The 12080-nt window shown below is 32.8% G+C and carries 9 protein-coding genes; 2 read left to right on the forward strand and 7 right to left on the reverse strand.

From position 1 onward, the window contains the following. The 4 genes from QZ260_RS09310 to QZ260_RS09325 all read right to left on the reverse strand — a co-directional run. Window positions 1–1172: oligosaccharide flippase family protein (locus QZ260_RS09310; protein ID WP_295985387.1), on the reverse strand; the 1172-nt coding region annotated here is incomplete at its 3' end. Then, the gene (locus QZ260_RS09315; RefSeq protein ID WP_295985389.1) at window positions 1172–2470 is read right to left on the reverse strand and encodes a glycosyltransferase family 4 protein; all 1299 of its coding nucleotides are present in this window, start codon (window positions 2468–2470) and stop codon (window positions 1172–1174) included. The genes QZ260_RS09310 and QZ260_RS09315, both read right to left, overlap by 1 nt. After that, window positions 2442–4874, reverse strand: a complete 2433-nt coding sequence (locus QZ260_RS09320; RefSeq protein ID WP_295985391.1) for a hypothetical protein — start codon at window positions 4872–4874, stop codon at window positions 2442–2444. The genes QZ260_RS09315 and QZ260_RS09320 overlap by 29 nt, the downstream gene beginning before the upstream one ends. Window positions 4875–4993: 119 nt before the next feature. Continuing rightward, window positions 4994–5257, reverse strand: coding sequence for a DUF4834 family protein (locus QZ260_RS09325; protein WP_295985393.1), 264 nt, complete (start codon window positions 5255–5257; stop codon window positions 4994–4996). Between the two features lie 144 nt (window positions 5258–5401). Between QZ260_RS09325 and QZ260_RS09330 the strand changes: the two genes are divergently transcribed. Both QZ260_RS09330 and QZ260_RS09335 read left to right on the forward strand, forming a co-directional pair. Next, window positions 5402–6421: a transporter gene (locus QZ260_RS09330; RefSeq protein WP_295985396.1), complete on the forward strand. Its 1020-nt coding sequence runs from the start codon at window positions 5402–5404 to the stop codon at window positions 6419–6421. A gap of 27 nt (window positions 6422–6448) precedes the next feature. After that, window positions 6449–7570: a GTP cyclohydrolase gene (locus tag QZ260_RS09335; protein WP_295985399.1), complete on the forward strand. Its 1122-nt coding sequence runs from the start codon at window positions 6449–6451 to the stop codon at window positions 7568–7570. Between the two features lie 50 nt (window positions 7571–7620). Here QZ260_RS09335 and QZ260_RS09340 read toward each other — a convergent pair whose 3' ends face one another. From QZ260_RS09340 to QZ260_RS09350, 3 genes are all read right to left on the reverse strand, one after another. Then, on the reverse strand, window positions 7621–8880 hold the full coding sequence (locus tag QZ260_RS09340; RefSeq protein ID WP_295985401.1) for an aminotransferase class I/II-fold pyridoxal phosphate-dependent enzyme: 1260 nt from the start codon (window positions 8878–8880) through the stop codon (window positions 7621–7623). 249 nt (window positions 8881–9129) lie between these two features. Next, window positions 9130–10170 (reverse strand): cysteine synthase family protein, encoded by a 1041-nt coding sequence (locus QZ260_RS09345; protein WP_295985404.1) that lies wholly within the window; start codon window positions 10168–10170, stop codon window positions 9130–9132. Between the two features lie 79 nt (window positions 10171–10249). Continuing rightward, window positions 10250–12080, reverse strand: a 1831-nt coding sequence (locus tag QZ260_RS09350) for a S9 family peptidase (RefSeq protein WP_295985406.1), incomplete at its 5' end; no start/stop codon positions are given.

The following is a 12080-nucleotide window of genomic DNA, read 5'->3' on the forward strand; positions in this document are numbered from 1 at the left end:
GCTCCGTTAATCCCTAAAACGGGAATGAAAACTATATTTAGCAATATCATCAAAATCACAAGAAAAACACCTAAAACTAAAACCACTCGATAATAATCGCTATTAAACAATATGGCATTATTGCTTCCTAAAGCATTGTCATAAAGCTTTGCAATACTAATCATAAACACCACCAATAAACCGCCACTAAAATCTTCTGGAATAATATAATAGAGCTGATTAATATTTAGGACGATCAATAAAAAAATAAAACCACCAACTATAAATAGATTTAATGAACTTTTCTTATATAAATCTTCTAACGCATCAAAATCTTTTTCATTTAGGTATTTAGCAGATAATGGTAATAATATTTGATGCATCGAGCGTTGAGGTACTGCGATAACAGTAGCTATAAAAATGGCTACATTGTAATAAGCAATCTGCTTAATATCAATATAATGCCCTAACATAACTTTATCAATATCTAAAAGAATAGTAGCAATAGAGCCTGCGATAATGATTAAAAATGAATATTTTAAAATATTCCGCAAATTCGGTACACGTTTAAAAATAATCACCGGGAGTTTAACACTAAATGCATAGACATTCATAACCAGCATTCTTAATACATAAACCACTACAAGCCCGCCCATAAACTGCTCAAGGTTTATAACTTCAAAATGCAATAAGAATAGTAAGGTCATAGCGCCCACTCTATGAAAAACTTCTTTCATGAAATTCCCAAAAACCGTTTGCATTTGCACTTTTGCCCAAGCAAAAAACACCTCAAAATAAGCTAATGCGATAGCAATAATTAGCGTATGCCACAAATACCCTTTTATTATTTCGTTTTTATTGGATAGAAAACCAACAATAGCATCATAGCTAAAATGGGTAATTAATATTAAAGGAATTATAACACAAATAGGCAGCACTAGCATGAGTGTTAAAAAACTATGTAAAGAAATTCTAGTTTTAAAAGTTGAATAGAATTTAACCAACGTATTATGCATCCCAAAAGCCATGATTGGCATAATAACATAGGCTAAAGAGAGCATATACCCAACCATACCGTAGTAATCGGCACTTAGAAACTTGGTATAAAGAAATAAGGTGTTGATGGCGCCTATAAAAAACCCTAAATAGGTGGAAATGATGTTTTTAAAAGATTGAGATGCAACGATGCCCATTATAATAAATTAGCTAGCGATTTTGTAAGTGCCTTTCTGTGATACTTTTGCAAACCAATAGGATGCGATTGTAATGTTTTATTCTGAAAAGCCTTATAATGCTCTAAGATAATTCTTTTTAGTGATTCATAATCGGAGTAATTAAAGTAGTGTCCAGTATTAGTTTCTTTGATGATTTTTTCAACGTCTGAACCTTTTGGCCCCATGGCGACAATGGGTCTATTAGAAATCGTATATTCAAATAATTTACCTGGAATGATGCATTTAGTGTCTTCTGAATCTATTTCAATTAACAGTAATACTTGAGATTTTTTTTGATATATTATAGCCTCTTGGTGAGATACATAGCCTACCTCATTAATATAATTACTTAAATTATACTTTTTAATGGATTTTAACACTTTTTCACTAATTGCACCAATAAAATTAAGTTGAAAATCTTTTGAAAAACTTTCATTATCTCTAACTAATTCACTTAAAACTCGCCAAAGTATCTCTGGATTTCGTTTTGATAATAAAGACCCAATATGTGACAATGTGAATTTCGTATCCATTTGGAATTCTAGAGTAGCTTCGTCATCATAACCATTTGTAATCACTTCAATGGATTTATTTGTAAAGCCCTGAAACTCTTTCTTAGTAACAAAACTGGTTACAATAATTTGATCTGAAGTATTTAAAACCTCCTTTTCAAGTGATTTATGCTTTGCTTTAGAAGCCGATGTTAGCCTTAACTGTTTATGATACCCAATGGTTGTCCATGGATCTCTAAAATCGGCTAACCACTTTACCCCTAGTTTTTGTTTTATCTGAAGCCCTATAAGATGCACACTATGTGGTGGCCCTGTTGTTATAATAGTTTCAATACCTTCTTTTTTAATATAGTCTAGAAGAAAAGATACTGAAGGCTTTACCCAGCCTATTCTAGCATCTGGAATAAAAAAATTACCTCTAACATAAAGCATGGCTTTCTCAATAAAGGATTGCTCTTTTTCATCAGAAATAATGCCCTTGCTAATTGTTTTTGAAGATGTATTTGAAAAGAATCCTGCCCATTTATAAGGCTCTTTTATTGGATGATTAATAATGGTAATATCCTTAGAAACCTCAGAAGTTAAACTCTCATCAATGATTGGATAATTTGGGTTTTCAGGAATAAAAACCACAGGGTCGATATTAAATTCTGGTAAATACTTGACGAATTTTAACCAACGCTGTACTCCAGGACCTCCTGCTGGTGGCCAATAATACGTTATGATGAGTGTTTTTTTAGGCACTTTTATTTTTCTTAAACTCATAAAACAATCCACCAAGCAATAATAAACTAAGTAAAATTGAACTCGCCAATGTTATTTTACTTCCTGTTTTAACAACGTCTGGATCAAATTTGAACTCTATAACATGATGTCCTGCCGGAATAAGCATACCTCTTAGAATATAGTTCACACGTATATGACTCATTTCTTTTCCATCAATAAATGTTTTCCAGCCACTAGGATAGTAAATCTCTGAAAACACAGCAAACCCTTCATTTTCATTAATTGATTGATACTTTAAGTAATTTGGTTTGACCTCTGATAATTTGATAGACGCTAAAGAATCTTTTACAAAATCACTTTTGATGTTTTGAATGGACTCAAATGCTCTGTGCGATGAATAAATAGCCTTATTTTTGTTATCTAAACTATCTAAACTCGTAATTTCTTTGTTAGCAGAATCAACCTTTTCTAAATTTTTAATAAACCAAGCATTGCCATTAGCGTCTTCATTTTCATAAGGAAACGCTTTACCCTCTTCATCTTGTGCTACGATATATTTTGTATTCAACATATTCAGCACACTAATACTATTCTGAGTTATATAAAAATCAAATACTTCTCGGTAACGTCTTAATTCCGCAGCATTGTAACCATTTAAAGAATTATGAAAATACGAAGGTTTTGAAGCTCCTGAAACCAAATCAAACACTCTATAATGCGATGTATCATTTAAGATATATTTATCTACTTCGGAAGCTTCAAATGGTTTTGCCATTTTTACTCCAGAAATAAAGTCGTCATTATTCACATAGCGTCTATCCACGCCAACTAAATCAAAAAGTACTAACCCACAAAAAGCGACAATAATCCACTTTTCTTTTAATTTCTCCTTTAGAAATAAATAAATGGCTCCAGCAGATAATAAAACCAAAATTAAGGTTCGAATACCATCTTGAGTAAACATTGCTATTCTATCGGTCTTTAAAGCATCAACAAAATTTTGTCCGTAACTCTGACGGTAATACCCATCATTCATACCTACAAAATCGAATAAGGACGATTTAAACAACAAGAATGCTAATGTTATTCCACCAGTAATGAGTGCTGAATATTTCAACGCTTTTAGCTTATCGTCTTTCTTTTCAAAATCATTAAACAGCCTTACTAAACCAAAAATGGCCAGCGCTGGAATACACAACTCCAAAATGACTTGAATAGAACTTACCGCTCTGAATTTGTTATATAGCGGTACATAATCAATAAAGAAATCCGTTAAAAACCCTAAGTTTTTTCCATAAGACAATAACAAAGAAAATAGCGTGCCTCCAACGAGCCACCATTTCAATCGTCCTTTCACCAAAAACAAAGCAAAAACAAACAAAAACAATATGACCGCCCCAACATAAGCGGGCGCTTCCACAATGGGTTGATCTCCCCAGTATGTTGGTGCGCGCTTGGCTTCTTGAGTGGCTTGACTTGTCGTTGCTCCTAATTTTCTAAACGCTTCGTAAGTAGCGGAATCTTTTCCAACATCTTCTGCATTACCGCCTCCCGTAAATCGAGGAATGAACAAATTAAATGTTTCAACAATACCGTAACTAAATTGGGTAATATAATCGCGATCTAATCCCGGCGTCACTTCTTTTGGAGTACCATCTGGGTTTATAGTAAGCTCGCTTTTACTACGTTTACTTTCCTTTACATATTGATTAGTAGCCAAAAAATTGGTCGCATTTAAAGCCATTGCCAATACTACAGCCGCAACCAAAACACCAATAGATTTAAAATAATGTGGAAGCACCTGTTTTTTATAAGCATCAACTAAATAAGCGATACCCAGAACAATCACCAAAAACATAAGATAATAGGTCATTTGGAAATGGTTAGCCACCAACTCTAAGCCCATTGCTATTGTCGTAAGTAAAAACCCAATAATATATTTTTTTTGAAATACTAATATAATACCACTTAAAACCAACGGCATATAAGCTATGGCATGCGCTTTACTATTATGACCAACACCAAGAATAATGATTAAATACGTTGAAAACCCAAAGGCTAATGCTCCTAATGCAGCGAGTTTAAAATCGACTTTCAGTACTAATAAAAACACATAAAAACTTAATAAATACAGGAATAAATAATCTGTCGGTCTTGGTAAAAATCGCAATGCTAAATCAAGCTTTTTAATATAGTTATGCGGATACCTTGCTCCTAGTTGGTATGTTGGCATCCCACCGAAGGCGCTATTAGTCCAGTAAGTCTCTTCTCCTGTTTGAGCCTTAAAATCCTTTTGCTGCTTACTCATCCCTATATACTGCACAATATCATTTTGATATATCACTTTTCCTTTTAAAACAGGACTAAAATAAGCCAGAGAAATGATAACAAAACCTAGTAAAACGAGTACATGAGATAGTAATTTTTTGACTGAAAATTGCATGAAACGGTTTTAAGAAAATGATTCTGAAAAATAGTTATAATTTTTCAGAAGTAACAATATTGAATCTAATAAACTTTTATAATTAGATTTTCACTGTAATAGAAATGAGAAAACTATGTTTATTCTACATCTTCATAATCCACATACTCACCAACATCTTTATTAGACGTTTTTGTATTAGGGATTTTATCAATAGTTATTTCACCTTCCTTTTTTTGAGAGTCTTGTTTTTGTCCTTTTTGAAATTGACCAAATTGATCTCCAAAGCGTTGTTCTGCTTTTTTGGCTGCATATTTAAGAAGAAAAGGTGCAAAAATCCTTGAAAGAATCTTAATTCCGTAATATACTAAGGCAATTATGAGTATGGTTCTTAATAAACCCATTTTTAAAATTTTATTAAAATATAAAACAAAAATACAATTCTATCTGTTTAAAAAACGTTCAAGAATGATAAAAAAAGTATAAAATATCTATATTTGAAAAAGCCTTTAATACATTGTATTAAAGAGATAATGAAACTTATGATTATGAGCCCATTTAAATCTAAACTGTTTTTCCTACTTTGTTTAACAACTACCCAAGTATTTTGTCAATATACCGATGTTATTAATTCTAATAGGCCAGGCGTTTCCAGAAGTGCTTTTTCCGTTGGAACCAATGTCGCACAACTAGAAATAGGTCCTTATAGTATTAAAGAAGAAAGAACACCAGCAGCCACTTATGAAGTCTCTGGTTTTGGAATTGATTTTGCAGCGCGGTACGGATTATTATTCGAAGAATTAGAATTGAATATTGAAGGAACCTATCAGAATGATACTAAAACATTTTCTTCAAATTTTTCATCTGAAGAAAAACGAGCTAATTTTAAATTTCTGGCAATAGGTGCAAAGTATTTAGTATTTGATCCTTACAAAAATGCTGAAGAAGACAAGCCTAACTTATATAGTTGGAAAGCCAACCAACAGTTTAAATGGAAAACCTTAATTCCTGCCGTTTCAGTTTATTTAGGAGCAAATTATGACACAAAACCAAATCCGTATACCTTTTCAGGAATTGAAGGTTTTAGTCCTAAAGTTATGATTGCTACACAAAATAATTTTTCTGGAGGCTGGGTTTTTGTAATGAATTTAATTAAGGACAGAATAGGAACGGATCAATCTGATTTTCAATACATATTAACTTTAACACACTCTTTCAATCAAAAATGGGTTATTTTTGGCGAAACTCAAGGTATTAAAAGTGATTTTTACGCCGATAACCTTTTTAGATTTGGTGGAGCCTATTTAATGGGAAAAGATATTCAGTTAGATACTGCGGTTACGTTCAACACGAAAGATACACCCTCCGTTTTTAGTATGAATTTTGGAGCGTCGTACCGTTTAGATTTCCATGAAGACAAAGAAATTGATAATGGCATATCTGCTAAAAATAAAGGACAAAGAAAAGTTAATCGCAGAGGGAAGAAAAGAAAGAAGCGCAATAAAAAAGATAATACTGTTGAAGACATTAACAAACAAAAAAAGAAAGATATAGATTTTGATGAATAACCAACCATCAACTCGCATCAATACACTATGACGATACTTAAAGAAGTACAAACTAATAAAGACTTAAAGGCTTTTGTAAAGTTTCCTTTTAAGCTCTATAAAGATTCGAAATATTGGGTTCCTCCCATTATAAGTCAGGAAATGAAGACTTTTAGTAAAAAAGAGAATCCTGTATTTAATGATGCCGATGCCAGATTGTTTTTAGCCTATAAAGATGGGAAGATTGTCGGAAGAATTGCAACAATAGTCAATTGGCTGGAAGTTAAAGGGCAAAATCAAAAAAAAATGCGCTTTGGCTGGTTTGATTTTATTGACGATTTAGAAGTGTCTCAAACCCTTTTAAATGAAGTTGAAAAAATCGGGAAAGCACACAATCTGCAATACACAGAAGGTCCTGTTGGATTTTCGAACCTAGATAAGGTTGGTGTTATTACAGAAGGCTTCGACTCTATAGCTCCAATGATAACATGGTATAACCACGCTTATTATGTTAAACATTATGAAGCTGCTAATTACAAAGTAGAGAAATCGTATTCTGAAAGTAAATTTCCTTTTGAAAATGTAAAACCTGAATTCTTTAAAAAAGCTCAAGAGCTTATTAAAAGACGTTATAAATTAACGGCTTTAAAGCTGACTAAAACTTCCGAAGTTATGCCTTATGCTGATAAAATGTTTGACTTATTTAATGAAAGTTACGCCTCTTTGTCTTCATTTGTCGCTATTAATGACGTTCAAAAAGAATACTTTAAAAAGAAATTTATCAGTTTTGTAAATCCGGAGTATATAAAGTTTGTAGTAGATAAAGATGACAATATGGTTGGTTTTGCAATCGTTATGCCAGCATTTGCTAAAGCGCTGATGAAAATTAATGGTAAATTGTTTCCTTTTGGCTTCAAACATATTATGCACGCAAAAAAGAACAGTAAAGACGTTATCTTTTATTTAATAGGCATTCACCCGGATTACCAAAATAAAGGTGTTCATGCTGTTATATTTAACGAATACTATGAGACTTTTACGGGAAAAGGTATTGAAAACTGTTTTAGAACACCAGAATTAGAAGATAACGAAGCCATACAGAAAATATGGAAGCACTTTTCTCCTGAAGTTTATAAGCGTAGAAAAACATTTAGAAAAGATATTGCATAAAAAAAGTCCGATTCTATGAATCGGACTTTTTTTATGCAATTTGATTTTATTTATTCGCCCATTGCTGCTATTAAAGCTGCAGATAAACGTCTATAAGTTCCATTATCTAATCGTTCTCTAATCGCATCAAAAGCATCCAATGTTTCTGATACATCCTGCAAAGTATGCGTTGCTGTAGGAATCATTCTTAATAAAATTAACCCTTTAGGTATTACAGGGTAAACTACTATAGAACAAAAGATTCCATAATTTTCACGTAAATCTCTAACTAAAGCCATAGCTTCAGGAATACTTCCTTTTAAATACACTGGTGTTACGCAGCTTTGCGTTGATCCAATATCAAAACCACGCGCTTTTAAACCTGATTGTAATGCATCAACAATTTTCCAAAGATTAGCTTTCAATTCAGGCATAGTTCTAAGCATATCTAAACGCTTAAGTGCACCTACAACCAGTTGCATTTGCAAAGATTTTGCAAACATTTGAGAACGTAAATTATATTTTAAGTAATCAATGATTTCTTGATCAGCAGCAATAAAAGCTCCTGTACCTGCCATCGATTTAGCAAATGTTGCAAAGTATACATCAATATCATCTTGAACACCTTGTTCCTCACCTGCACCAGCTCCAGTTTTTCCTAATGTTCCAAAACCATGCGCATCATCAACCAAAAATCTGAAGTTAAATTTCTTCTTTAATTCAACGATTTCTTTTAAACGGCCTTGCTCACCTCGCATCCCAAAAACGCCTTCAGAAATCACTAAAATCCCTCCGCCTGTTTGTTCTGCCATTTTAGTGGCACGTTCTAAGTTTTTTTCTAAACTTTCAACATCATTATGCTTATAAGTAAAACGTTTTCCCATGTGTAAACGCACACCGTCAATAATACAGGCATGTGCATCAACATCATAAACTATAATATCATTTTTACCAACTAAAGCATCAATTGTAGATAAAATACCTTGGTAACCAAAATTTAAAAGATATGCCGCTTCTTTGCTAACAAAATCAGCCAATTCATTTTGAAGCTGTTCATGCAAATCTGTGTGACCAGACATCATTCTTGCTCCCATAGGATAAGCTGAACCGTATCTAGTCCCTGCCTCAGCATCTACTTTACGTACTTCAGGATGATTTGCTAAACCTAAATAATCGTTAATACTCCATGTAATAACATCTTTCCCTTGAAACTTCATGCGGTTAGAAATCTCTCCTTCTAACTTAGGAAATACAAAGTACCCTTCCGCTTGCGCTGCCCATTTTCCTAATGGTCCTTTGTCTTTATAAATTTTTTCGAATAAATCTTTCATTTATTAAATCTTATTGCTATTAAAATTAAGACATAACTACAACTATATAATTGCTTTAAATTAGGGATGTGAACCATAAAATACTTACAAATTCAAGAAGCCTTTAGTTCTTAGTTAGTTGATGCGAAATTAAATATTTATATGCTTTGAACATAATTTTTAATGCGCAATTATTAATAAAATGCAAAAAGAGATGAAATTTTGCTTATTTAACAAAACTACATCTCTTTTTCTAGGTTGATATTTTTATTATTTTATGTATTGTATGCTTTCTGCAGCAGCTTCATTAACACTATCAAAGAAGCCTTGTTCGCTCATCCATTTATCACTGTATACCTTACTCATATACCTAGCTCCATGATCAGGGAAAATAACTACTACATAATCATCTTTCTTAAATCGACCTTCTTCACCTAGCTGAATTAAAGCTTGTGTCACTGCTCCTGATGTATATCCAACAAACATACCTTCAGTTTTTGCAATTAATCTTGCTGTATGCGCACTATCTTCATCTGTAACTTTAACAAATTCATCTATAACATCAAAATCTGTAGCTGAAGGAATTAAATTTTTACCTAAACCTTCTATTCTATATGGATAAATTTCTTTTTCATCAAACTCTCTAGTTTCATGATATTTCTTGATAACAGAACCAAAAGCATCAACACCTATTACTTTAATGTCAGGATTTTGTTCTTTTAAATATTTAGCAGTACCAGAAATAGTTCCTCCTGTTCCGCTACACGCTAATAGGTGTGTTATTTTACCTTCAGTTTGTTCCCAGATTTCTGGACCTGTAGATTTATAATGTGCATCAATATTTAATTGATTAAAATACTGATTGATATAAACAGATCCTTTAATCTCGCCATGTAAACGCTTAGCTACTTCATAATAAGATCTCGGATCGTCTGCACTAACATGAGCAGGACAAACATATACCTTAGCTCCCATTGTTTTTAGCATATCTATTTTGTCTGGAGACGATTTAGAACTTACTGCTAAAACACAATCATAACCCTTAATAATACTAACCATAGCAATACTAAAACCTGTATTACCAGATGTAGTTTCTATAATAGTATCGCCAGGAGTAAGAATACCTTTCTTCTCGGCTTCTTCAATGATGTAAAGTGCTATTCTATCTTTTGAGGAGTGTCCGGGGTTAAAAGATTCAACTTTTGCATAAAAGTCACCTTTAAACTTGGAAGCCATTTTATTAAGTTTAACAAGCGGAGTGTTGCCTACTAAATCTAATACATTATCAAATACTTGATTTCTGTGTTTCATATAAGCTTTTTTTAAACTGTTTATATTCAAAAAACACACATACAGTTTAACCCTGGCAAAAATAAAACATTTTTTTTAATTATCCATTAATTCCTTCTAAATCTAATAAAAAGGCATACTCCAGAGCCACTTCTTTAAGGCTTTCAAAACGACCAGAAGCACCTCCATGGCCCGAATCCATATCCGTATGCAACAATAGTTTATTAGAATCTGTTTTCATATCTCTTAGTTTAGCGACCCATTTTGCTGGCTCCCAGTACTGCACCTGTGAATCATGTAAACCTGTGGTGACAAGCATATTTGGATAATCCTTTTCTTCTACATTGTCGTAAGGTGAATAGGACTTCATGTAATTATAATACTTTAATTCATTCGGATTTCCCCATTCATCATACTCACCAGTCGTTAGAGGAATGGTATCATCAAGCATCGTTGTTACAACATCTACAAAAGGTACAGCTGCTAAGACTCCATGATAAAGTTCTGGATTTATATTAATGATAGCTCCCATTAACAAACCTCCTGCAGATCCACCATAAGCATATAAATGCTGGTTTGAGGTGTATTTTTCTTGAATTAAGTACTTTGAGCAAGCAATAAAATCTGTAAACGTGTTCTTTTTAGTAAGCAGTTTTCCACACTCATACCATTCGCGCCCTAAATACTCACTACCTCTAACATGCGAAATGGCATAAATAAAACCTCTATCTAACAAACTTAAACGAATACTTGAAAACGAAGGATCTATCGTTGAACCATAAGACCCATAAGCGTATTGGAGTAACGGATTAGAACCATCTAACGCCATACCTTTTTTATAAACTAGCGATATTGGTATTTTAACACCATCACTGGCTGTGGCCCAAATACGTTGTGATTCGTAATTTTCTTTTTTAAACGTTCCGCCTAAGACCTCCAGCTCTTTCTTTATTTCGCTCTGCTTTGTTTTTAAGTTATAATCAATTACTGAACTTGGAGAGGTTAACGAATTATATCCATAGCGCAACATATCGCTCTCAAAATCAGGATTATTACCAATATACGTCGTGTATGTTTCAGAATTAAAAGGTAAATAATAGTCTTCTTCTTTGTTCCAACTAATTATTCTAAGTTTATTAAGTCCGTGCTCACGTTCATTCACTACCAAGTAATCTTTAAAAATCTCGATATCTTCAATTAAAACAGACGCTCTATGAGGAATAACATCCTGCCAGTTTTCTTTGCCTGTAGTCTTTTCGCTGGTCTTTGAAATCTTAAAATTAGTAGCATCATCTTTATTAGAAATGATGTAAAAACTACCATTATAATGCGCTATACTATACTCTAACTTTTTTGTTCGTTCTTGAAAAATATTAAAACGGCCATCAGGTGCGTCAGCATCTAAAAAACGATATTCAGAGGATAAGGTACTTGAAGACCCAATAATTAAATATTTTTTAGATTTTGATTTATATACGAAGGTGTTAAAGGTTTCATCAGTTTCATGAAACACTTCAATATCAGTTTTAGAATCAGAATATAATTTGTGTTTAAATATTTTATGAGAACGCAAGGTTACTTCATCCTTCATGGAATAAAACAACGTTTTATCATCATTTGCCCAAGTAGCACTGCCCGTTGTATTTAAAATTTTATCTGAATAAATCTCACCAGTAATCAAATTTTTAATTTGAATAGTGTATTGCCTTCTGCTAACCGTGTCCGTTGAAAATGCCGCTAATGTGTTATCTGGACTTATAGAAATCCCACCTAAATTAAAATACGAAAGGCCTTTTGCCATGTCGTTGCAGTCAAATAATAATTCCTCTTCAGCTTCCAATGTTTTCTTTTTCCGCACGTAAATTGGATAATCTCTTCCAGCTTCGTATTTAGTGAGGTACCAATACCCATTTAATTTATAAGGAACCGAA

It is taken from the genome of uncultured Algibacter sp. (genome assembly GCF_905480415.1).
Lineage (GTDB): Bacteria > Bacteroidota > Bacteroidia > Flavobacteriales > Flavobacteriaceae > Algibacter_B.

Excerpts from the sequence above, each read along its gene's own strand:
- QZ260_RS09340 (WP_295985401.1), bottom strand. The coding sequence starts at position 8,880 with ATGAAAGATTTATTCGAAAAAATTTATAAAGACAAAGGACCATTAGGA.
- QZ260_RS09335 (WP_295985399.1), top strand. The coding sequence starts at position 6,449 with ATGACGATACTTAAAGAAGTACAAACTAATAAAGACTTAAAGGCTTTT.
- QZ260_RS09320 (WP_295985391.1), bottom strand. The coding sequence starts at position 4,874 with ATGCAATTTTCAGTCAAAAAATTACTATCTCATGTACTCGTTTTACTA.
- QZ260_RS09330 (WP_295985396.1), top strand. The coding sequence starts at position 5,402 with ATGAGCCCATTTAAATCTAAACTGTTTTTCCTACTTTGTTTAACAACT.
- QZ260_RS09325 (WP_295985393.1), bottom strand. The coding sequence starts at position 5,257 with ATGGGTTTATTAAGAACCATACTCATAATTGCCTTAGTATATTACGGA.
- QZ260_RS09345 (WP_295985404.1), bottom strand. The coding sequence starts at position 10,170 with ATGAAACACAGAAATCAAGTATTTGATAATGTATTAGATTTAGTAGGC.
- QZ260_RS09315 (WP_295985389.1), bottom strand. The coding sequence starts at position 2,470 with ATGAGTTTAAGAAAAATAAAAGTGCCTAAAAAAACACTCATCATAACG.